This is a genomic window from Rathayibacter sp. AY1C1, assembly GCF_002932105.1.
In the GTDB taxonomy this organism is placed as follows: Bacteria; Actinomycetota; Actinomycetes; order Actinomycetales; family Microbacteriaceae; genus Rathayibacter.
In genome coordinates, this window is sequence record NZ_PSWH01000034.1 from 1 (window position 1) to 21,484 (window position 21,484).

A 21,484-nucleotide genomic window follows, 5' to 3' on the forward strand; every position below is an offset into this window, starting at 1 on the left:
GCCGACCGGAGGGGCGGTCCGGGATCCAGGGGAGGGCGAGATGCAGAAGCTGTACTATGCGAGCGGATTCGTGCTGCTGGGCGACGAGGTGTGCTCGGCGGTCGTCGAGTACGCGCAGGCGCTGGCGAACGTGGGGAAGTCGGACCTGGTCGTGGTGCCGTCGCTCTCGGACGAGGGGCTGCGAGGCGAGACCCGTCTCCTGGTCGGACCGGCCAGCCAGCTCTTCACCAGCCCGGCGCTCGACCGCGGCGTCGACCTCGACGATCCGGAGGCGGTGGAGTCGATGCGCGAGAAGACCCGACGGCTCCAGCCCGCGCGGCCGACCGTGCAGCCGCGCGGCGAGGGCGACGACAGCGAGGACGACGGCGGGACCGACTACCTCTGACGCCTCAGGTGTCGAGCGTGGTGCTGGGGCGCTCGCCGAAGCGGTGGGCGTACGAGGCCGAGAACCGGCCGAGGTGCGCGAAGCCCCAGCGCCGTGCGACCTCGCTGACGCTGACGACTCCGGACTCGCCCGCCCGCAGCTCCTTCTGCACGCCGTCCAGCCGGATCCGCCGCAGGTAGTCGACCGCGGTGAAGCCGAACTCGCGCCGGAACTCGGTCTGCAGCGTCCGCAGGCCGATGCCCGCCGCGTTGGCGATCTGCTCGGTCCGGAGCGGCTCGTGGGCGTGCTCGTACATGTACTCGATCGCCTGGCGGAGGCGCCCCGAGCGGGGTACCCCGAGGTCGCCGGGAGTGTCCAGCGTCGAGTGCGGGAAGGTCTCGAGCAGGGCGACGGCGACCGCGCGGTCGGCCTCGCGGCGCAGCAGCGGCGAGCTGTCGGCGTCGTAGATCACCCGGGCGACCGTCGCGACGGTCGCCGACCAGCGCCGCAGCGCCGCGCCCTCGGGTCGTGCGGTGGTGTCGAAGAGGAGGGGGCCGCGGGTGCCCTCGACCTCCTCCGCGATGCCCTCGAGGTACGCGCCGTCGAAGTGGATGAGGTTCTGGCGGTAGTCGTGGAACTCGAACCGGCTGGGACGGTCGTTGACGAAGATCGCCGGCTGCCCGAATCCGAGGGTCACCGCGTCGCCGTCGAGATCGGTGACGCCCGCGCCGGCGGTCAGCCACGAGACGACGTACTCGCCCTCGGTCTGGATCGAGCCCTGCACGGAGCCGGCGAACTGGCTGCCGCGGAGCGTCACATCGCCGTCGCCGACGGAGGTGTAGCGGTACGAGAAGTCCTCGCCGGGCTCGACGACGAAGCGGTGCCCGTTGTACGACTGCTCGAAGAGGGCCCGCGCCTGCTCGATGTCACGCCCGCCGATGTCGGAGCGCATGACCTCGTCCTTCTCGTTCATCCCGATCAGGGTCGCACGAGGAGCGCTCCTCACCGCGTGCCCCGAACGGGGAATTCGTTAAGCGGATAAACCAGTCGCGGGTCCGGCGGCGCGGGTCATGGCCTGGACGGTCGCCGCCTGGAACTGCGTGAGCAGCACCACGGTGTGCCGCGCTCCGGCTTCCACGGCGAGCGAGAAGGTGGCGCCGGCCGGAGTGGCCCGCCAGGAGCGGATGTCGCGGGTGCCGACGCGGGTCGAGTCGCCGGTGCCGGCGCTCCGCAGCACCAGGGAGTCGGGCAGCACGCAGAGCGCGCCCGTCACGCCGTCGACAGTGGAGGAGCACTCGAAGCCTGCGTCGTCGTGCACTGCACCGGCGAGCTCGACGAAGTCGGTGACCTCCATCGGCTCGTCGTCGTCGCGCCTGGACACGGCGCGCTCAGGCAGCGTGCGTGAGCCCGGAGGACTCGGGCTGCTGCGCCGGCTCGGTGACGATCCGCAGGCCCCGGCCGCTGTTGGCCTCCTCCATCAGTGCGCGCACCCAGGTGGCGTTGATCGCCGGCATGCGGCTTCCGTGGAACGAGAACTGGAGGGGGATGGTCGGGTGCAGCCACAGTGTCTGGCGTCCGGTGCCGTGCGCGCTCGAGGCGTCGAGCTGGAAGGCGAACGCCTCGTCGCGGCGGAACTTGTTGATCATGACGATCTGGAGGTGCGCGAGCGCGCGGTCGTCGATCTCGTGCGAGGTGGGGGGAGTGCCGTAGAGGAGAGCGCCCATGGTGCGTGCCGCCGTTCTGTGCTGTGTCGCGGGTGCCGGCCGCGACGGTGGGGTGCCCCGGCGAGTGCCGCCGGGAGGGGGAGTGCGAGATGGTGGGGGTGTTCGTGGGGAGCAGGACCCGGGGTGTGCTGTGCCGCCGAGTCGAGTGTCCGGAGTGTCGATCCGGGGGTGCCGGGCTCCGGGATGTCGAGCCCGGATGCCGTCGCGCCGAGCCGTCGATCCCCGCTGACGCCTGCTCTGCAGGCCCGTGGAGTCGGGCGGTCGGGCCGTCCCTCCGGCTGTTCTCCGAAAGTACGCCCCTCGTTCGGAGGGCACGTGTCGCTATCCGGAATGCGAAGCAGTGGCCCCGGCCGCCGGGCGGACTCCCAGCCGGGTGACTCCGGGGCTCAGTTGCGGGGTGCCTCCTAAGGGCGGGGCGGCTGCGTCGAGACACCGTGCTCGTGCGCGAGACACCGACTCGGCAGTGAGGTGCCGGGCGGGCCGGCAGTGTCTCGGCAGGGCGGGGCAGGTGTCGGTGGGTGCTCGGACGGGAGTGAGGCCCCCTGCGTAGGCGCTGCGCGAGCTCCTGCGGCGAGACGCTGCTCTCGTGCGAGAGGCGCCGCCTTCCGCGGTGGTGTCTCGCCGGGTTGGCGGTGTCTCGGCAAGTCGGCGGGAGGAGGAGGGTGCGCTCCTGCGCGAGTCGTCGCGCCACCGCTCCGGCGGGGGTGCCGACGCTCAGAAGGCGTAGCGGACGCGGCAGTAGGGGAGGCGCTCGGCGAGGAGGGCGCGGAAGCGGTCGAGGGCCGCGCGCTTGAGGTCGCGTCGGTAGCGGATGTTGACGGCGCCGTTCTCGGAGAGCTTCTGCTCCTGGCGCCCCGGCTGCCAGAGCAGCGACTCCGCCCTGGGGTGCCAGCCGAGGTTCACCTCGTGCAGGCCCTCGTTGTGGGTGAGGAGGATCACCTCGGCCGCGAGCTGCGCCTTCGCCCGCGGGTGGAGGGCGGCGTCGAGCTGGTCGAAGAGCTCGGTCCAGTCCTGCTGCCAGGTCTCGGTGAGGATCACGGGCGAGAAGTTGACGTGCACCTCGTAGCCGGCGTCGACGAAGTCGTTGATCGCCGCGACCCGCTCGGCCATCGGCGAGGTGCGGATGTCGGTGACCTTCGCCGTCTCGGCGGGCATCAGCGAGAACCGGATGCGCGTGCGCCCGAGCGGGTCCCACTCGAGGAGCTCGCGATTGACGTACTTGGTCGCGAAGGACGCCTTGGCGGTGGGCGACATCCGGAACAGCTCGCAGAGGTCGCGGACGTTCTCGCTCAGCAGCGCATCGACGGAGCAGTCGCTGTTCTCGCCGATGTCGTAGACCCAGGCCTCCGGGTCGCACTGGTTCGCCTCGGCCTTGGGGCCCTGCTTGCCGATGTGCCGGGCGAGGTGGCGCTGGATCTGCTCGATGTTCGTGAAGAGCGTGATCGGGTTGCTGTAGCCCTTCCTCCGTGGCACGTAGCAATAGACGCACGCCATGGCGCAGCCGTTGGCGGTGGAGGGGGCGATGAAGTCGGCCGAGCGGCCGTTCGGGCGCGTGACGAGCGACTTCTTCACCCCGAGCACGAGCGCCTCCGTCTTGATGCGCACCCAGCGCGCGACGTTCGCCTCGTCGCCGTGCACCTCCGGGATCAGCCAGTGCGACTCGACGGGCACGATCTCGGCGCCCGGCCACCGCGCCAGGACCTCCTGCCCACGGGGCAGCTCGAGCGCGGCCGGCTCGGCGTAGATCCGCCGGATGTCGAGCAGGCGCCGCTCGCGGACCGGCGCGGACGCGGAGCTCGGAGCGGTGTCGGACATGAGTCCGTTCTACCGGCGACCACCGACATCCGCGGAGGCGGGGCCGTCGCCCGCCACGCAGGTCCTCCGCCCGCCTGCAGGAACCGTGGCGCCGCTCCCTCAGGATGGAGGCATGCACTCCTCCGCCGACCGCTTCCGCCGCGCCGCCGTCGAGCTCGCGCAGACCTCCGAGCGGCAGGTCGAGTGGGCGCTCGCCGTCACGGAGGATGCGCGCCTCCTCGCCCTGATCGACGAGCTGCCCGCGCAGCACCGGCAGCCGTCCCTGCTCTTCTCGGTCGCGCGGCTGCTCGGCGTGCCCGACGTCGACGGCGCCGGATTCGCCGCGTGGCTCCGGAGCGAGTGGGCGCGGGTGGCGCCGGTGGCGGCGGAGCGGAGGACGCAGACCAACGAGGCGCTGCGGTGCGCGCCCCTGGTCGCGGCGCTGGAGCGGATCACGGAGCCCGGTGAGCCGGTGGCGCTCGTCGAGATCGGCGCCTCCGCGGGGCTCTGCCTGGCGCCGGAGCGGTACTCCTACGCCTTCACGGCGAGCGACGGCGAGACGAGGCTCGGGTCGGGCGCGCCTCTGCTGCGGTGCGCGGTGAGCGGAGGCGCGGCGCCGGGGCGGCTGCCGGTCGTCGCGTGGCGCCGGGGGCTCGACCTGGCGCCGCTCGACGTCCGCTCGCCCGAGGACGTCGCCTGGTTGGGCGCGCTGCTCCCGCCCGACCGTCCGGAGCGGACCGCGCGGCTCCGCTCGGCCGTGGAGACTCTGCAGGACGACCCGCCCACGATCGTCGCGGGCGATGCGGCCGCCGAGCTGCCCGCCCTGCTCGACGCGGTGCCGCCGGGTCTGCGGACGGTCGTCGTCTCGCTCGGGACCCTGGTCTACCTGCCGTGGCCCGCGCGCGAGAGCGTCCTGGCGACGGTCGCCGATCGCGGCGCGAGCCTGGTGACGCTCGAGGCGGAGGCGCTGCTCCCGCACCTCGTCGCCGCGCGCGGGGACCGCACGGCCCCCGAGCCGACCCCGTTCCTGCTCGCCGCCGACGGCGTCCCGCTCGCGAGCGCGGCCGCCCATGGCGGCACCCTCTCCTGGCTGGCCTGAGGCGCGCTCCAGCGCCGTGTGCGGGCTGCCCGAAGCTCGGGAGGTGCCCGGCGCCCGGTGCCCGCTCCGTCCCGGCGCTCGACCCGCGCCCACTGTTCAAGAGTTGTCGCACTCAGCGTCGAGTGCGACAACTCCTGGACTCTCGCGGAGGAGCGAGCCCGAAGCCCGAAGCCCAACGCCCAACGCCCAGCCTTCTGAGCTCAGGCGCTCGGCCCGATCGTCCGCCCACTGTTCACGAGTTGTCGCACTCAGCGTCGAGTGCGACAACTCCCGGACAGTCGCGAAGGAGAGGGCGTCGAAATGCAGCGCCGAAAGCTCGGAGTCCCGGCGCTCGACCCGCGCCCACTGTTCAAGAGTTGTCGCACTCGGCGTCGAGTGCGACGACTCCTGGACTCTCGCGGAGGGGAGGACGGTCGAGCGCAGGACTCAGAGCTCAGAGCCAGAGCTCAGAGCGCCCAGCGCCCAGCGCCCTACAGCCCGTCGACGACGAGCTGCGTCGCGCGCGGGACGTACGAGGTGTTCGTCGTCGGGTCCCAGCCCACGAGCGCGACCGCGTCGCCGCCGACGCGCGCGGTGATGCCCACGAGCGAGAACGGCTTGCCGCCCACGGCTCCGGACACCTTCCAGCCGAGCGTCTCGTCGGCGCCGGTCAGCGTCTGCTCGGTGCGCTCGACGGTCGTCTCTACCGGCACGCCCTGCATGGCGAAGAGCGTCGAGCCGGAGGCGCAGCGCGTGGTCGCGTCGGTGGCGCTCGCGAGGAGCGAGGCGGCCGCGTCGGCGGTGCCGGTGCTCGACACGACGGCGGTCATGGAGCGGTCGGCGCTGGTGCCGTACGAGAGTCCGGCGGCGGGCTGCGCGGTGTCCCAGCCCAGGCCGAACGGCGAGAGGCAGCTGGCGTCGGTCGCGGTGAGGCCGGGGTAGATCGAGTCGAGCATCTCCTGGATGCTCGCGTACTCGCCGGGCACGAACTGCACGCCGGTCAGCACGGCGGCCACCTGCTCGCCGGTCTTCTGAGCGGTGTCGGCGGCAGGGGCGGCGGCCGTCGCGGTGGCGGACGGGGCGGCCGACGACGAGGGGAGCGTCGGAGTGAACGGGCGGAGGGTCGATCCGCTCGTCGCGGTCCCCGCGCAGCCCGAGAGGGCGAGCAGCAGCGCGCCTCCCATCAGAGTCGTGCGCAGCAGTGTCTTGGACATCATGTCTCCCCCTTCGCCCGCCGGCGCCGCACCGGGGCGCCTGAGGCTAGCAGAGCCTCGCGTCCCGGAGGCGGCCCGGCGCCGCCTGCAGGACGGAGGCGGCCCGGTGGCACCCGCAGACCGGAGGCGGTCCGGCAGCGCGTGCAGATCGGAGTCGGCCCGGCCCCACCCGCACGACGAAGCCCGGAAACCCGAACCCACGCCTCCGACGGCCGCTCCCGCCGCCTCCGCTCCGCAGCTCAGATCTCGGTGTGCCCGAGCTCGGCTCCCGCGAGCAGGCGGATCTCCGGCTCGGCGATGCCCTCCAGCTCCAGCACAACGACGCGGTTGCGGCCGGCGCGGGTGACCGGCGAGGGGACGATCAGCGTCCGCTGCGGTCCGCGACGCCAGTAGCGCCCGAGGAGGAAGCCGTTCACCCAGACCAGGCCCTTGCCCCAGTGCAGCGTGTCCACGTACAGGTCGGCCTGCTCGTCGAGGTCGAACGAGCCGGAGGCGAGCTGCGGCCCGGCCGAGAACGCCGGCGCTGCGACGGCCAGGTCGGGGAGGCACTCCAGCGCGAGGGCACGCGCCGCCCAGCCGGTCAGCGGGGCGCCGTCGAGCGTCACGCCTCCGATCAGGCCCTTGTGCTCGCCGATGCGCGTGCCGTAGTTCACCCGGCCCTGGTTCTCGACCAGGATCGCGAGCTCGCCGCGTCCGCTCGGCAGAGTCAGCGCCCGCTCGTGGTGGTCGCGCGCCAGCACGCCCACCGGCACGCCGTCCAGCAGCACCCAGGCGCGGTCGCGCACCTCCTCGCCCACCACGAGGCGGGCCGGAGCGGAGGAGCCGTCGAGCGTCGTCGTGAAGAGCACGAAGCCGTCGTCGTGGCCGAGGTCGTCGAAGCTGGCCATCGCGTCGAGGTGCGCGGCCGGTCCGAACGCCTGGCCGAGGCCGAGCAGCGCCGGGCCGGGGACGAGCGGAGCGGTCAGGGCGGGGGCCGGCGGGCGCACCGCGGGCACCTCCTCCGGCACCGGCGCGTAGCGCGCGATGACGTCGCGGAACGCCCAGAACTTCGCGGTCGGGTCGCCGCCCTCGTCGAGCGGGGCGTCGTAGTCGTAGCTCGTCGTGATCGCGGCGTAGCGGCCCTTGTCGTTCGCGCCGCTGGTCAGGCCGAAGTTGGTGCCGCCGTGGAACATGTAGATGTTGACCGAGCCGCCGGCCGCGAGCAGGGTGTCGAGCTCCTGCGCGGAGGCGTCGGCGTCCGTCGTGTGGTGCTGGGTGCCCCAGTCGTCGAACCAGCCGCACCAGAACTCCATGCACATCAGCGGGCCGGTGGGCTGGAACTCGCGCAGCGTCGCGAGGCGCTCCGTGGTCCGCGAGCCGAACGAGCCGGTCAGGTGCAGGCCCGGCAGGCTGCCGTCGGCGAGCATCTGCGGAGTGGGCTGGTCGATGGTGGTCAGCGGCACCGTGATGCCGGAGTCGCGGGTCACCCGCACGAGCTCGGCCAGGTACTCCTTGTCGGAGCCGTACGCGCCGTACTCGTTCTCGATCTGCACGAGGACCACGGGCCCGCCGGCGTCGATCTGGCGCGGGGCCACGATCGAGTACACGCGGCGCAGGTAGTCGCTGACCGCGGCGAGGTAGTTCGGCTCCGAGCGGCGCACGCCCACCTCGGGGTCGCGGAAGAGCCAGGCCGGGAGGGCGCCGTTGTCCCACTCCGCGCAGATGTAGGGGCCGGGGCGCACGATCGCGTGCATGCCCTCGGCGGCGATCAGGTCGAGGAAGCGGCCCAGGTCGAGCCCGGCGTCCTCGCGCCACTCGCCGCGGCGCGGCTCATGCGCGTTCCAGGCGACGTAGGTCTCGATGGTGTTCAGGCCCATCAGGCGGGCCTTGCGGATCCGGTCGGCCCAGAGGTCCGGGTGGATGCGGAAGTAGTGCAGCGCCCCCGACAGGATGCGGTGCGGGCGGCCGTCGAGCTCGAAGTCGACGGTGCCGATGGCGAAGCGGCTCTCGGGAGCGGTGGTCATCTGGATCCCCCTCAGGATCGGTGCCCGGTGTGTCCGAGCGTGAGAACGACGCGGGGCCGACCGGAGCGATCCGGCCGGCCCCGCGTCGAGCAGTGGTGCTACTCCGAGACGGTGAAGCCCTGCGCGTTGCCGTACTGGACGAGCTTGCTCTGCCAGTCGGCGAGGCCCTGGTCGAGGCTGGTGCCGTTGGCGTAGGCCTGGCCGACGGTGTCGCCGAAGACGCTGTTCGCGTAGACCTGGTAGGGCAGGTACGACCAGCCGGAGCGGACGTCCTTCGAGGCCTGGGTCAGCACCTCGTTGATCTTCTGGCCGCCGAAGTACTCCGACTCCTGACCGGTGAAGTCCGAGCTGTCGAGGTCGGCCGTGGTCGACGGGAATCCGCCGCTCTGCAGGAAGACGTCGACCGAGGCCTGGTCGCTGTTCAGCCAGCGCAGGAACGCGGCGGCCAGCGCCGGGTTCTCGCTCTGCTTGGTGACGGACTGGCCGCCACCGCCGTTCTCGGCGCTGACGGCGGTGCCGTCGTAGGTCGGGATCGGCGCGACGGCCCAGTCGCCGGAGGCGTCGGGGACGCTGGACTCCAGCACGCCGGGCATCCAGGCGCCGGTCACCAGGGAGGCGATGGAGCCGTCGGCGAGGCCCTTGTACCACTCGTCGCCCCAGGCGGGGGTGTCCGAGAGCAGCTTCTTCTCGACGAGCTGGTTCCAGACGCCGGTCCACTTGGCGGTGCCCTCGTCGGCGAGGTCGATCTTCACGTCCGTGCCGTCGGTGGTGAACGGCTCGCCGCCCGCCTGCCAGATCATGCTGGTCGCGAAGCCGGCGTCGCCGGTGTCGGCGGTGATGTACTTCGACGGGTCGGCGGTGTGCAGCTTCTCGGCCGCGGCCACGTACTCGTCCCAGGTGGCGGGGACGGCGATGCCGTACTGGTCGAAGACGGTCTTGTTGTAGAACAGCGCCATGGGGCCCGAGTCCTGCGGGAGTCCGACGAGCTTGCCGTCGATGTTGACGCTGCCCCAGGTGGAGGCGGAGTACTTGTCCTCGAGGTCGCCCATGCCGTACTGCGACAGGTCGAGGAGCGAGTCCGACAGCGCGAACTGCGGCATGGCGTAGTACTCGATCTGGACGACGTCGGGGGCGCCCGAGCCGGCCTTGATCGCGTTCTCGAGCTTGGTGTACTCGTCCTTGTTGGTGCCGGCGTTGACGAGCTCGACGTCGACCTTCGGGTAGGCCTTCTCGAACGCGGCGACCTGCGCCTCGGCGCTGGGGGTCCAGCTCCAGTACGTGATCTTGCCACCGGCCTCGAGGGCCGAGTCGAGGTCGGCGGCGGAGCCGGCGCTCGTGGTCGTGCCGCCACCGGAGGTGGACGAGCAGGCCGCGAGGGAGCCGGCGGCCAGGGCCGCGACGGCCGCGACCGTCAGGGTCCGCCTGAGGGCGGAACGGGCGATCTTCATGGTGGTGTTCCCTTCACTTCTTCGTGCTGCGGGTGCTGTGGACGGGGCAGGACGCTCCGGCCGGGGGATGGGTAGGGGGAGGGCTCAGCCCTTGACGCTGCCGGCGCTCAGACCGGACTGCCAGAAGCGCTGGAGTCCGAGGAAGGCGACGACGATGGGGATGATCGTGAGGAGCGAGCCCGTGATCACGAGGTTGTAGATCGGCTGCGCGCTGACGCCGGTGGCCTGCGCGTTCCACTGGTTGAGGCCGACGGTGAGCGGGTACCAGGTGGGGTCGCTCAGCATGATCAGCGGGAGGAAGTAGTTGTTCCAGGTCGCGACGACCGAGAACAGCAGCACGGTCACGATGCCGGGGGCGAGGAGGCGGATGGAGATGGTGAAGAAGGTGCGGAACTCGCCCGCCCCGTCCATCCGCGCCGCTTCGAGCAGCTCGGTGGGCACCGACTCCACCGCGTAGACCCACACCAGGTACAGGCCGAACGGGCTGATCAGCGAGGGGATGATGATCGCCCACGGGGTGTTGGTCAGGCCGAGCTGGCTGAACATGAGGAACGTCGGAACGGCGAGGGCCGTGCCGGGGACCGCGATCGCTCCGAGCACCACGGCGAAGACCGCCTTGCGGCCCGTGAAGCGGAACTTCGCGAGGCCGTAGCCGGCGAGCGTGGCCAGGAGCGTCGCTCCTCCGGCGCCGACGACGACGTAGAGCAGGGTGTTGCCGAGCCAGCGGAGGAAGATCCCGTCGCGGTAGCTGAGGGTGTCGGCGATGTTCTGGAAGAAGACGAAGTCGCCGTCGAACCAGAGGCCGAAGCTCGAGAGCAGGCCGGCCTGCGTCTTCGTCGCGTTGATGACCAGCCAGGCCAGCGGCACGAGGCTGTAGAGGATGAAGACCGACATCAGCAGGGTGAAGGCGATCGACTTCTTGGGCTGCACCGAGGAGCCGCGGCGGGCGGCCGGGCGCTTCGGGGCGCGGGCGGGCGTCCGGGGAGCGGTCGCGAGGGCCATCAGTTCTCCTTCCGCGCGCCGCGGAGCTGCACGACGTAGGCGATCACCGCGGTGATCACGCCCATGACGATGGCGACCGTGGCCGACGCGTTGTACTGCTGACCGGCGAAGGACAGGTTGTAGGCGTACATGTTCGGGGTGAAGTAGGTGGTGATGATGTTCGGCGCCAGCGTCCGGAGGATGTTCGGCTCGTTGAACAGCTGGAAGCTGCCGATGATCGAGAAGATCGTGGCGATGACGATCGCGCCGCGCAGGGCGGGCAGCTTGATCGAGCGGATGACGCGCATCGGGCCGGCGCCGTCGATCTCGGCCGCCTCGTAGAGCTCGCCGGGGATCGTCTTCAGCGCGGAGTAGAAGATGAGCATGTTGTAGCCCACGAACTCCCACGTGACGATGTTGCCGATCGAGGCGAGGATCCAGTCGCGTGAGAAGGGCTGGACGACGTCGGAGCCGAGCAGGTCGTTGACGTTCGCGGCCAGGCCGAAGTTGTCGCCGTAGATGAAGCCCCACATCAGCACCGCGACGACCGCGGGGACGGCGTAGGGGAGGAAGACCACGATGCGGAAGAAGCCGGTGCCGTGGAGGCGGCCGCTGTCGATCGCGAGCGCCGCGACGAGGGCCAGCACGAGCATCACGGGGACCTGCACGACGAGGAACAGCAGGACGCGGCCGAAGCCCTCCCAGAAGTTCGGGTCGGTGAAGATCGCGGTGTAGTTCGCGAAGCCGACGAAGGAGTTGCCGCCCACCAGCTGCTCGCGGAAGAGGCTGAGGTAGATCGAGTAGACGACCGGGGCGATGAAGACCAGGAGGAAGACGACGAGGAAGGGGGCGACGAACGCCAGGCCCTTCCACTCGCTCTTCGCCCGCGACTTCGGGGCCGCGAGGGGGGACGCCGGAGGGGCGACCTCGCTCAGCGGGACGGGGGGAGACGTCGTCGTCATGGGATTCCGTTCGGGGAGTAGTGCGGGCCCGTCATGTTCACGTCAACATGGCAGAGCGTCACCGTAGCATGTCCACGTCGCCACCCGCGACTGTTCCTGCGTCACGGTTCGGCGCACGATGCACCACGGCTGACGGGCGGCGCGCTATAAAGGGAAGCCCATGTCACTCGAGACCGACCGCCCGTCCCCGTCCACCCGGCCGCGACGCGGCGTCTCGATGGCCGACGTGGCCCGGCGCGCGAACGTCTCGGGCCAGACGGTCTCGCGGGTGTCGAACGGCAAGCAGAACGTCGACGGCGAGACGCGCGAGCGGGTCCTCGAGGCGATGCGGGCCCTCGGCTACCGGCCCAACAGCGCGGCGCGGGCCCTGCGGACGGGCCGCTTCCACAGCATCGGCGTGATCATGTTCACGCTGTCCTCGTTCGGCAACATGCGCACCCTCGACGCCATCGCGATCGCGGCCGCCGACGCGGGCTACTCGATCACCCTCATCCCCGTCTCCCACCCCACCCAGGGCGAGGTGTCGGTCGCGTTCCACCGGCTGAGCGAGGAGGCGGTCGACGGCGTCATCATCATCGTCGAGGCGCACCTGCTCGACGAGGCCGACATCGTCCTCCCGCCGGACCTGCCCGTGGTGGTCGTCGACTCCGCCGGCGGCGAGAAGTACCCGGTGGTCGACACCGACCAGATGTCGGGCGCCCGCCAGGCCGTCGAGCACCTGCTCGGACTCGGACACCGCACCGTGCACCACATCGCCGGCCCGGACCGCTCCTACTCCGCCGAGCGGCGCCACGAGGCATGGGAGTCGACCCTGATCGAGCGCGGCGCCCCGGTGCCGGAGGTGCTGGTCGGCGACTGGTCCACCGACTCCGGCTACCGCCTCGGCAAGCGGCTCGCCGCCGATCCGGAGGTCACCGCGATCTTCGCCGCCAACGACCAGATGGCGCTCGGCGTGCTGCGCGCCCTGCACGAGGCCGGACGCGCCGTGCCCGGCGAGGTGAGCGTCGCGGGCTTCGACGACATGCAGGAGTCGGCGAGCTTCTGGCCGCCGCTGACGACGGTGCGCCAGTTCTTCGGTGACACGGGCCGCCGCTCGGTCGACATCCTCCTGCGCGAGCTCGAGTCGGGCGAGCGCACCGGCGTCTCGCTCGTGCCGACCCGCCTCATCGTCCGCGAGAGCACCGGCCCGGCCCCCGCCGCCTCCTGACGCTTCCGCGGAGCCGGCCCGCGGAGCCCGCCCGCCCTTCACGCTGATCGAGGAGCCGGCCCCGCCGGCGTACCGAGATCCCCTGCACCGGACCCCCTCTACCGCACCCACGCCCCTCCCCGTGCCCGCTCGACCGCGGAGCTCGCGATACTGTGAGCCCTCTCACCCCGGACCTCCAAGGAGACGCACATGTCGGTCGGCCTGCTCGCGGTTGTCGATGACATCCTCACCGCCGCCCTGAAGGCGAGCGCCAAGACGGCGGGCGTCGTGATCGACGACGCGGCCGTCACCCCGCAGTACGTGCAGGGCCTCACGCCCGCGCGGGAGCTGCCGGTGGTCGGGCGGATCGCGCTGGGGAGCCTGTTCAACAAGTTCGTCATCATCATCCCGCTGGCGCTGCTGCTCTCGGCGTTCGCGCCGCAGGTGCTGCCGTACCTGCTGATCCTCGGCGGCGCCTTCCTCTGCTTCGAGGGGGCGGAGAAGGTGCTCGAGTGGTTCGGCGTCTCGCACGGCGGCCACGAGACGGAGGCGCGCGACGAGAAGAAGCTCGTCTTCGGCGCCATCCGCACCGACCTCATCCTGAGCACCGAGATCATGCTGATCGCGCTCGACGGCCTCGACCCCGACTTCGGGATCTGGCCCACGCTCGGCGCGCTCCTGGTGGTCGGGCTCGGGATGACCGTGCTCGTGTACGGCGCCGTCGCGCTGCTCGTGAAGATCGACGACGTGGGCCTGCGCCTGATGAAGAACGCGGCCCGCGGCGTGCGGCGCACCGGAGCGAGGATCGTCGCGTCGATGCCGGTGGTGTTCCGCGCGATCAGCATCATCGGGACGCTCGCCATGCTCTGGGTCGGCGGGCACCTCGTCGTCGCGAACCTCGCCGAGACGGTGTGGCACGGTCCCTACGACCTCGTGCACGTCGTCACCCACGCGGTCGAGGGCGCGGGCCCGGTCGTCGTGTGGCTGGCCGACACCTTCGTCTCGATGATCTTCGGCCTCGTGCTGGGTCTGGTCATCGCGGCCGTTGTGATGGGCGTCTCGCGCCTGCGCACCCGCGACGAGGCGGCCGCGGGGCACTGAGCGGGGTCTCGGTACTCCGCGTGCCGCGGCCGGTCGACCGGCATGGGGGTGCGCGGTCGCTCCACCGGCGCGGAGGTGTGCGGCCGCCCGACCGGCACGGATCCATGCTGATCGAGTAGCCCGCGCCGCGGGCGTATCGGGATCCCACGACGCGCCGCCCGCGCAGCACCGCTCCGACGGCGAACGACGGACCGCCCCCGTCCCCGGAGGGGCGGAGGCGGTCCGTGTCGGAGGGGGCGTCAGCAGCTGCGGGCCGCGTACGCTCCCGTCGCCACCGAGGTGACCTGCTCACCGTCGACCGTGCCCGTCGCGGTGACGGTGGCCTGGCCGGCCGGCACCGAGGCCGCGCGCGTGGTGAACGCGGCGCTGCCGCTCGCGCCGGGCGCGACTCCGGTGACCTGCTTCGACCCGGAGGGCGTCGCGATGGTCATCGAGACCGGCACGCCGGACTCGTTCTTCGCCGCGACGGTGAGCGTCACCTTGCCGGCGATGCAGCGGGTGGTCGCCGTGACCGCGACCGCGAGGGCGGCGGGCGCCTTCAGGGTCACCGTCACCGTCGTGGTCGAGGTGACGGAGCCGTCGGCCGCGCGGACCGCGATGGTCGCGACTCCGCCGTTCGCCGTCGTCGGCTGGGTGATCCGCACGGTGGCCGCCGAGTCGGTCGCCACTGCTCCGATCACCGGCATCGCCGTGCCCTCGACGGTGACCGCGTAGGAGGTGCGGGCCGGGTCGAACCCGGCGATGCCGGCTCCTCCGACGCGCAGGGCGCCCAGGGTGGCGACCGCGGCGGGCGAGGCGACCGACTCGTAGAGCTTGGTCTCGGCCACGATCAGGTGGGTGTTGTCGTAGGCGTTCATCACGACGCGGAAGGCCTTGGCCGTGACGGGCGCGAACGACGCGACCAGGGTCGGAGCCGTTCCACCGGCCGGCGACGCGAGGGCCACGGCCGACTCGTAGCCGGGGACCGCGGTCCAGGCCGTGCTGTCGGCGGCCTGGTACTGCAGCTGGTAGGTCTGCGCCCAGCTGGTGCCGCCGTCGGCGAGGAACTGCACCGACACCTTCTCGACCTGGTGGGTCGAGGGGAAGGTGTAGGTCAGCGAGCTCTGCGCGGCCTTGGTGCCGTTGGTCCAGTTCGACCAGCCCTTGTCGCCGTCCACGCCGTTGCGGGTGCGCTCCGGTCCGTAGCCCGACTCCGACGACGACGCGGTCGCGACGATGCCGGCGTCCGGGTTGAAGTTGCGGAGCGTGCCCGTGGTGACGAGCACCGTGAGCGTGGCGGGGAGCGTAGCGCCGTCGGCGGTCGCCGTTCCCGAGACCGTCACCTGCCCGGTCTGGGCGAGGGAGGCGGTGGTGAGCGGCGTCCAGTCCCAGACGACCGGCACCGGGAAGGTGCTGGCCGAGGCGCCCACGCGGGCGGGGACCGTCGTCGGGGCCGAGGCCTTCACTCCGGCGACCGAGGCGCCCGCGGCGGCCGTGACCGACACGGGGTCGGTCGCGGTCAGTCCGCCGACGTCGACGAGCGCGGTGACCGTGATCGTCTGGCCGTAGAGGTCGGTCGCGGTGCCGGGCACCTCGACGCGCCCGGTCGCGCCGTACGCCGAGTCGGCGGGGCGCTGCCAGGTGACGGCGAGCGGTGCGCCGGCTCCCCAGGAGTACTGCGGGGTGATGCTCGCGGGCAGGGTCGGAGCGACGCCCGCGGTGGTGCGGACGGCGATCGTCTGGCCGGCGGTCGGGGCGAGGTCGCGGAGGGACCACGACTGGTTCGCTCCGCCGTTGGAGGTGTAGACGCCGACCGACGCGTTGTCGGCGCTGGAGCCGCCGTTCACGTCGAGCGACTGGGCGATGGACTCGTTGACGAGCGAGAAGTTCACGCCGTCGGTGGTGTTGACGATCCAGCGGGTCGCGGCGGTCGTCTTCGCCGCGTCGACGGACAGCGAGCGCAGGTCGGTGCCGGCGGTCGTGGCTCCGAGCACGCGTCCGTCGCCGTTGACGAGGACGACGCGGCGGGTGGCCTCGCGCTCGCCGGCGGCGACCTCGCGGACCGTCCAGGTCTGCTTGGCGGCCGCGGCGGAGTCGGTGGCGAGGCCGGTGATCGTGGTCGCGGCGCCCGAGGGGTTGCCGGTCAGGGCCTTGCCGCTCTGGGTGCCGACCAGCTGGTAGCGGTGGCCGTCGCGCAGGGCGGGGGCGGAGTCGGCGACTCCCGAGACTCCGTCGATCGAGAAGCTCGTGACCGACTTGGCGGGCACGGTGATCGTGGCGGTGCGCGAGATGCGGTCGACGCTCACCGGCGTCTTGGCGACCAGGGCGTTGCTCGTGGGAGCGGCGGCCGAGGAGGCCTTCGTGGTGACGTACGGGGTGACCGTCGCGGTGTCGGTGATGGTGCCGAAGCGGGAGAGGTCGAGCACGACGGTCTTCTCGGTCGCGGTGCTGTTGGTGTGCACGACGGTCGCGCCCGAGCCGTCGCCGCGGACGGCGGCGGTGGAGGAGCTGTCGTTGGAGGGCATCAGGTGGTCGCCCTCGTGGATGAACTTGGTGAAGTTCCGGATGGTGTTGAACTTCGAGTTCGTCTCGACGCCGCAGACCGGGGCCTTGGTGGAGTCGCCACCGGCGTCGGCGACGCGGCGGACCGACTTCCAGATCTCGGTCCCGTTCTCCTGGTACGGCTTGCAGTCCAGGTCGATGTAGACGGAGCCCCAGTTGAGGTTCTCGCCCTTGGGCTTGGGCTGCTGCATGTTGTAGTAGTCCTCGACGGGCTGCCAGAGCACCCACGCCTTCGGCTCGAGCTCGCGCAGGTCGTCGTTGATGCGGCCGGCGATGCCGAGGCCGTTCTCCATGTTGGTGGGGTCGAAGCCGGTGACCCAGTTGCCCTCGATTTCGCTCATCCACAGGTCGGTGTCGGCCTGCTTCGCGAGGTCGCGGACCTTGAGGCGGCCCGAGGTGCCGTAGGTGTGGACGTTCATCCGGTCGACCTCGGCGCGGATCGCGGCGGAGTAGGCGGCCCAGTTCGTCGCGAAGATGTCGGGGTTGGTCTCGTCCATCGCGGCGATGCCGGCGTCGGTGGTCGAGGCGTCCAGTGCGCCAGCGACGTCGGGGATCAGACCCGCTTGGCGCGTCGGTCCGACGTGCATTCCCTCCTGGCGTCCGCCGGTCGGGACGCCGTTGGAGAGCTGCGTGCCCCAGTAGTTCGTGTTCGGCTCGTTGAAGGGGTCGAGCGTGTCGAACTCGATGCCGTACTCGTCCTCCATGTGCTCGGTGACCTTCACGAGGTACTTCGCGAACTGCTCCTCGGCGGCGGGCTTCAGCTGCTCGCTGTTCGCGTCGAAGCCGCCCGAGACGTAGCCGCTCTCGGTCATGAAGTACGGGGCGGAGTTGGAGAACGCCTCCCAGTGCGAGATCTGCTTCTCCTCGGCCAGCCTCTCGACCCACCAGCGCTGCGTCTCGTCGGCGGTCCAGTCGTAGGAGGCGGGGTCGTCCGCGTTCCACTTGGCCAGGAGCGCGTCGCGGTCGGCGAGCTTCGTGGAGGTGCCGCCGTAGGTCGACGCGTCGCCGGCCGGGTTCTGCTTCCACCAGCCCTCGACGGCACCGCCCGGGCGGAGGTAGTCCTTCACGTCGGAGGCGTTGCCGCCGCCGATGTTGTAGCGGGCGATGTTGAGGTCGAGGCCGCTGTCGCCGAAGACCTTCTGGTAGAGGTCCTCGCGGAGGGCCTCGGGATAGCCGCCGGTCGCGTTCGCGAACCAGACGAGGCTGGTGCCCCAGCCCTCGAACGCCTCACCGGCGGCGGCAGGGTTCGGCGTGATGCGGAACGCGTCCGCGGCCTGAGCGGGGGCCGCTGCGGCGGGGATCGCCAGCAGTGCTCCTGTGGCCAGGGCGGCGCTCGTGGCGAGCGCGGCGACCCTTCTGAAGGACATCGACATTGATGCGGTCTCTCTTTCGCCATCGAAATGCGGGCGTGTTCACGTGAACGCGCCCTGACGGCCGACTGTACATGTTCACGTCAACAATCGGAAGGTGCTCAGGGGCGGGCGAGGCCCGCAGGGTCGAGGAGCCGGGAGTCGTCGCAGTCGACGCCGAGTGCGACGACTCTTGGAGGGTCGTGGGCATGCGGAGGCGTGCGGGTGTGTAAGCCACCCCCGCGCTCAGACGCGATGCGTCGTCTCCGGGAAGGCCTCGGGCTCGCACTGGATGGTCGCGTGGTCGATGCCGTGGCGCTCGCGGAGCACGGCGAGCACCCGCGAGAGCGCGGTGCGGTAGTCGGCGTCGGGGGCGACGACCACGTGGCCGGTGGCGCTCTCCATGCCCGAGGTGATCGTCCACACGTGCAGGTCGTGCAGCGCGAGCACGCCGGGGACGGCGCAGACGTCGCGCTCGAGCGCTGCGAGGTCGACGTGCGCGGGCGCCGACTCCATCAGGATCCCCAGCGCCTGCCGCGTCAGCGACCAGGTGCGGGGAAGGATCAGCAGCCCGATCAGCGCGCCGACGATCGGATCCGCCCACGCCCAGCCGGTGGTGAGCAGCACGATCGCCGCGACGATCACGCCGATCGAGCCGAGCGCGTCGCCGAGCACCTCGAGGGAGGCTCCGCGGAGGGTGATGCTCTCCTTCGCCCCGGCCGACAGCAGGCGCAGGCTCACGAGGTTGACCGCCAGGCCCACGACGGCGGTGATCAGGAGGGGGCCGCCGGGCACCGCGGGCGGCTCGGCGAAGCGGCGGACGGCCTCGACGATCACGAACGCGGCGACCGCGAACAGCAGCAGGCCGTTGGCGAGGGCGGCCAGCACTTCGAGGCGGTAGGAGCCGTAGGTGCGGCCCTTCGCGGCGGGTCGGGCGGCGAGCGAGATCGCGGCGATCGACATCCCGAGGGCCAGCACGTCGGTGCCCATGTGCGCGGCGTCCGAGAGCAGCGCGAGCGAGCCCGTCGCGACTCCGACCGCGAACTCGACGACCATGAACGCCGCGGTCAGCACGAAGGCGGCCACGAGCGGACGCCGGTGCCGCGCGGCGGCGGAGCCGGCCGGAACGCCGTGAGAGTGGCCCATCGGCTCCTCCGATCCCTGTTCGTATAAACAGTCTTGCATGCGTTTGGAGCCGAGCGCGAGCGTCCTCAGCCGACCAGCGGGTCCAGCGCCTCGCCGAGGTAGGGCGCCAGGGTCCGGGCGTACGACTCGGTGAGGTGCCCGAGGTCGCGGTACACCTTCACTCCGCCGATCACGAGGGGGCAGCCGCGGTCGTCGCAGAACCAGCGGGTGAGGTCGACGGGGGCGGCGCCCGGCCAGCCCTCGGCGGCGGCGGCCATCAGCTCGCGGTCGGCGAAGGCCTCGTCGAGCGGCACGCTGCAGTCGGCCGCGGAGCCCGGCTCCTCGGCGCAGGCCAGCAGGGAGAGCGAGGGCAGCACCGGATTGTCGCGGATCGCGACCACCGTGGATCCGCGGGCGATCAGCGGCGCCCACGACTCGTGGAACCCGTCGATGCCGGCCTGCTCGTCGGGGGTGCCGGACGCGTCGACGAACACGGACTTCTTCGCGGAGTAGGCGGTGACGACGAGCGCGTACGGCTCCTGGCCGGCGAGCTCCTCCTGCAGCTTCCCGTTCCAGACGTCGCAGGAGCGGCGGGAGGAGGCGGAGTCGTCGCGCCGCTCCGCGGTCGAGAAGACGCAGCCCGTCTTGTAGTAGGTGTGCAGGTCCCAGCCGCGCTCCTCCGCGACGCCGCGCAGCGCCGGGAAGAAGGACGCCGCGTGCGAGTTGCCGATGAGCAGCACGCGGAGGCCGGCGGGATCGCCGAAGCGGCACTCCTTGAGCGCGGTGCCGGAGTTGCCCGTGCTGCACTCGTCGGTGTTCAGGGCGGAGCCGTCCTCCGAGGCGTCGACGGCGGGCAGGCTCGTGGTCCAGGAGTCGGGGCAGGCGTTCGCGAGCGCCGCGGCTCCGACGCAGCCCTCGGTCGAGACGGGGAGGGCGTGCGCGCGGGTGAGGTCGGCGGCGATCGCGGCGTTCGTTCCGGTGAGGCCCGTCGCTCCGACCAGGGCGGCGACGGCCAGCAGGGCCGCCGGGGCGAGCGCGCGGAGGCGGTGCGGGCGCTCGGCGGGGGCGCGGCGGTGGAGGGGGTCCTCGAGGAAGCGCTTCGAGGCGGCGGCCAGGAGGATCGCGGCGGCGATGACGCCCACGCCCGCCGGAGCGGTCGGGTCCTCGCCGCTGCTCTCGCGCCAGAAGACCAGGAGCGGCCAGTGCCAGAGGTAGATCCCGTAGCTCAGGCCGCCCAGCCACACGAGCGGGCGCAGGGCCAGCAGCCGGCCGACGCCGCGCTCCGGGGCGGGGCCGGTCCCGGCGACGAGCACGAGCACCGCCGAGAGGGTCGGCCAGAGCGCGGCGGCGCCCGGGAACGCGCTCGAGACCTGGAGCACGAACCCGCAGGAGACGACTCCGATCAGCCCCAACCACCCGGCGACCGTCCGCAGGGCCGCCGGGATCGCCAGTCCCGGGAGCACGAGGGCCGCGAGCGAGCCGAGCCCGAACTCCCACGAGCGGGCGAGGGTGCTGTAGTACGCGGTCGGCTGGTCGATCCCGACCAGCACGACGGAGAACGCGAACGAGAGGACGGTGAGCGCCGCGACGAGCGCCAGCAGGAACCGCGGCAGCTGCGCGCGGCGCCGCAGCAGCACGGCGGCGAGGGTCGCGACGAGCACCAGGGCGAGCCAGACCAGGTAGAACTGCCCCTGCACCGACATCGCCCAGAAGTTCTGCACCGGCGAGTGGAAGTCGTCCTGCGCGAGGTAGTCCACTCCGGCCCGCGCGAGCGCGACGTTCTCGACGTAGAAGGTCGAGGCGAGCACCTCGGTGAAGGTCTGCAGCAGCTGCGAGGGGCGCAGGAGGAGTGGAGCGAGCGCCGCGACGACGACCAGCACCACCGCGGCCGCCGGGAAGAGCCGCGAGGCGAGCCTCCGGAGGAAGGCGATCGGACGCACGCGCCCGAACCGGCGGATCTGGCCGAGGAGGGTGAGGGTGGTGAGGAACCCGGCGATCACGAAGAAGACGTCGACGCCTCCGGAGACGCGGCCCAGCCAGATGTGGAACGTCGCGACCAGGAGGGACGCGACGGCGCGCAGTCCCTCGATCTCGGGCCGGTAGCCGGACGCGTCGGCCTTGCGCACCAGCGCGGACCGGCCGGAGGGGGCGGTGCGGGCGGAGTGGCGGGGCAACGGGTTCCTTCCGTGACGGTCGGCGGGCGGTGGGGCGGGCGCCGTCGAGCGTCGGTGTCCAGGATCGCGCTCTCCCGCCCCCAGGGGAACCGTGTCCGGGGTGCTGTCCACCTGGTTGGGGGCTGCGGAGGCGAGGTGCGCGACAGGTGTCCGCTTACTCGGCTGTTCCGGGCCTTCTGAGTGCATCGAGAACTCGGAGGTCGCCGTTCTCGCGCGCGACCACGGCGACTTCTGCGGAGTCGCCGGCGGGCGGGACCGAGGGTGGATCGAAGGCGGGTGGCGCGGATCGACTGGCGCGGATGGACGGGCTTAGGTGAGGTAAGGCTATGCTTACCCGGGCTCCGCGCCGAGACGCGGGTGCCGCCCGCCGACGGACCGGGCCGACGAGCCCTGCCTGCGAACCGGACCCATGAACCGGGCCCATGAACCGGGCCTATGAA

The 21,484-nt window shown here is 72.0% G+C and carries 16 protein-coding genes; 4 read left to right on the plus strand and 12 right to left on the minus strand.

What is annotated here, in order from left to right:
- Nucleotides 1-385 (plus strand): hypothetical protein (locus tag C5C71_RS14180; protein ID WP_219813915.1); only part of this gene is annotated, 385 nt, incomplete at its 5' end.
- Nucleotides 386-389: 4 nt separating this feature from the next.
- Here C5C71_RS14180 and C5C71_RS14185 read toward each other — a convergent pair.
- From C5C71_RS14185 to C5C71_RS14200, 4 genes are all read right to left on the minus strand, one after another.
- Nucleotides 390-1,337 (minus strand): AraC family transcriptional regulator, encoded by a 948-nt coding sequence (locus C5C71_RS14185; RefSeq protein WP_104273908.1) that lies wholly within the window; start codon nucleotides 1,335-1,337, stop codon nucleotides 390-392.
- A gap of 57 nt (nucleotides 1,338-1,394) precedes the next feature.
- Nucleotides 1,395-1,745, minus strand: a complete 351-nt coding sequence (locus C5C71_RS14190) for a hypothetical protein (protein WP_104223412.1) — start codon at nucleotides 1,743-1,745, stop codon at nucleotides 1,395-1,397.
- 7 nt (nucleotides 1,746-1,752) lie between these two features.
- Complete coding sequence (locus tag C5C71_RS14195; protein WP_104223411.1) at nucleotides 1,753-2,088, minus strand: ATP-dependent DNA ligase; 336 nt, start codon at nucleotides 2,086-2,088, stop codon at nucleotides 1,753-1,755.
- Between the two features lie 714 nt (nucleotides 2,089-2,802).
- Nucleotides 2,803-3,903 carry a spore photoproduct lyase family protein gene (locus C5C71_RS14200; RefSeq protein WP_104337917.1) on the minus strand — a complete coding sequence of 367 codons (1,101 nt, stop codon included), beginning with the start codon at nucleotides 3,901-3,903 and terminating at the stop codon, nucleotides 2,803-2,805.
- A 112-nt stretch (nucleotides 3,904-4,015) separates the two neighbouring features.
- On the opposite strand from C5C71_RS14200, the gene C5C71_RS14205 reads away from it, so the two are divergent.
- Nucleotides 4,016-4,981 carry a DUF2332 family protein gene (locus C5C71_RS14205; protein ID WP_181065722.1) on the plus strand — a complete coding sequence of 322 codons (966 nt, stop codon included), beginning with the start codon at nucleotides 4,016-4,018 and terminating at the stop codon, nucleotides 4,979-4,981.
- A gap of 470 nt (nucleotides 4,982-5,451) precedes the next feature.
- Here C5C71_RS14205 and C5C71_RS14210 read toward each other — a convergent pair whose 3' ends face one another.
- The 5 genes from C5C71_RS14210 to C5C71_RS14230 all read right to left on the minus strand — a co-directional run bounded on the left by C5C71_RS14210 (nucleotide 5,452) and on the right by C5C71_RS14230 (nucleotide 11,568).
- A complete protein-coding gene (locus C5C71_RS14210) occupies nucleotides 5,452-6,177 on the minus strand; it encodes a hypothetical protein (protein WP_146084476.1) in 726 nt (241 codons plus the stop codon).
- A 236-nt stretch (nucleotides 6,178-6,413) separates the two neighbouring features.
- Nucleotides 6,414-8,177, minus strand: coding sequence for a beta-galactosidase family protein (locus tag C5C71_RS14215; RefSeq protein WP_104282952.1), 1,764 nt, complete (start codon nucleotides 8,175-8,177; stop codon nucleotides 6,414-6,416).
- 98 nt (nucleotides 8,178-8,275) lie between these two features.
- Nucleotides 8,276-9,625, minus strand: a complete 1,350-nt coding sequence (locus tag C5C71_RS14220; protein ID WP_104223423.1) for a sugar ABC transporter substrate-binding protein — start codon at nucleotides 9,623-9,625, stop codon at nucleotides 8,276-8,278.
- A gap of 84 nt (nucleotides 9,626-9,709) precedes the next feature.
- Nucleotides 9,710-10,519, minus strand: coding sequence for a carbohydrate ABC transporter permease (locus tag C5C71_RS14225; protein WP_258062773.1), 810 nt, complete (start codon nucleotides 10,517-10,519; stop codon nucleotides 9,710-9,712).
- A 107-nt stretch (nucleotides 10,520-10,626) separates the two neighbouring features.
- Complete coding sequence (locus C5C71_RS14230) at nucleotides 10,627-11,568, minus strand: carbohydrate ABC transporter permease (protein WP_104226355.1); 942 nt, start codon at nucleotides 11,566-11,568, stop codon at nucleotides 10,627-10,629.
- Nucleotides 11,569-11,728: 160 nt separating this feature from the next.
- Between C5C71_RS14230 and C5C71_RS14235 the strand changes: the two genes are divergently transcribed.
- Both C5C71_RS14235 and C5C71_RS14240 read left to right on the plus strand, forming a co-directional pair.
- Nucleotides 11,729-12,775 carry a LacI family DNA-binding transcriptional regulator gene (locus C5C71_RS14235; protein WP_146076621.1) on the plus strand — a complete coding sequence of 349 codons (1,047 nt, stop codon included), beginning with the start codon at nucleotides 11,729-11,731 and terminating at the stop codon, nucleotides 12,773-12,775.
- Between the two features lie 189 nt (nucleotides 12,776-12,964).
- Nucleotides 12,965-13,855, plus strand: a complete 891-nt coding sequence (locus C5C71_RS14240; protein WP_104223404.1) for a DUF808 domain-containing protein — start codon at nucleotides 12,965-12,967, stop codon at nucleotides 13,853-13,855.
- Nucleotides 13,856-14,094: 239 nt separating this feature from the next.
- Here the strand turns inward: C5C71_RS14240 and C5C71_RS14245 are convergent, their stop codons facing one another.
- The 3 genes from C5C71_RS14245 to C5C71_RS14255 all read right to left on the minus strand — a co-directional run bounded on the left by C5C71_RS14245 (nucleotide 14,095) and on the right by C5C71_RS14255 (nucleotide 21,044).
- Complete coding sequence (locus C5C71_RS14245) at nucleotides 14,095-17,763, minus strand: glycoside hydrolase (protein ID WP_181065723.1); 3,669 nt, start codon at nucleotides 17,761-17,763, stop codon at nucleotides 14,095-14,097.
- Between the two features lie 228 nt (nucleotides 17,764-17,991).
- Nucleotides 17,992-18,891: a cation diffusion facilitator family transporter gene (locus C5C71_RS14250; RefSeq protein WP_104337920.1), complete on the minus strand. Its 900-nt coding sequence runs from the start codon at nucleotides 18,889-18,891 to the stop codon at nucleotides 17,992-17,994.
- A gap of 65 nt (nucleotides 18,892-18,956) precedes the next feature.
- Nucleotides 18,957-21,044 carry an acyltransferase family protein gene (locus tag C5C71_RS14255; protein ID WP_181065724.1) on the minus strand — a complete coding sequence of 696 codons (2,088 nt, stop codon included), beginning with the start codon at nucleotides 21,042-21,044 and terminating at the stop codon, nucleotides 18,957-18,959.
- Nucleotides 21,045-21,484 lie beyond the last annotated feature (440 nt).

Bases quoted from the DNA above. Each gene is read 5' to 3' on its own strand.
- C5C71_RS14185 (WP_104273908.1), bottom strand. From the start codon at position 1,337: ATGAACGAGAAGGACGAGGTCATGCGCTCCGACATCGGCGGGCGTGAC.
- C5C71_RS14195 (WP_104223411.1), bottom strand. From the start codon at position 2,088: ATGGGCGCTCTCCTCTACGGCACTCCCCCCACCTCGCACGAGATCGAC.
- C5C71_RS14200 (WP_104337917.1), bottom strand. From the start codon at position 3,903: ATGTCCGACACCGCTCCGAGCTCCGCGTCCGCGCCGGTCCGCGAGCGG.
- C5C71_RS14205 (WP_181065722.1), top strand. From the start codon at position 4,016: ATGCACTCCTCCGCCGACCGCTTCCGCCGCGCCGCCGTCGAGCTCGCG.
- C5C71_RS14210 (WP_146084476.1), bottom strand. From the start codon at position 6,177: ATGATGTCCAAGACACTGCTGCGCACGACTCTGATGGGAGGCGCGCTG.
- C5C71_RS14215 (WP_104282952.1), bottom strand. From the start codon at position 8,177: ATGACCACCGCTCCCGAGAGCCGCTTCGCCATCGGCACCGTCGACTTC.
- C5C71_RS14220 (WP_104223423.1), bottom strand. From the start codon at position 9,625: ATGAAGATCGCCCGTTCCGCCCTCAGGCGGACCCTGACGGTCGCGGCC.
- C5C71_RS14225 (WP_258062773.1), bottom strand. From the start codon at position 10,519: ATGTCGGTCTTCATCCTCTACAGCCTCGTGCCGCTGGCCTGGCTGGTC.
- C5C71_RS14230 (WP_104226355.1), bottom strand. From the start codon at position 11,568: ATGACGACGACGTCTCCCCCCGTCCCGCTGAGCGAGGTCGCCCCTCCG.
- C5C71_RS14235 (WP_146076621.1), top strand. From the start codon at position 11,729: ATGTCACTCGAGACCGACCGCCCGTCCCCGTCCACCCGGCCGCGACGC.
- C5C71_RS14240 (WP_104223404.1), top strand. From the start codon at position 12,965: ATGTCGGTCGGCCTGCTCGCGGTTGTCGATGACATCCTCACCGCCGCC.
- C5C71_RS14245 (WP_181065723.1), bottom strand. From the start codon at position 17,763: ATGTCCTTCAGAAGGGTCGCCGCGCTCGCCACGAGCGCCGCCCTGGCC.
- C5C71_RS14250 (WP_104337920.1), bottom strand. From the start codon at position 18,891: ATGGGCCACTCTCACGGCGTTCCGGCCGGCTCCGCCGCCGCGCGGCAC.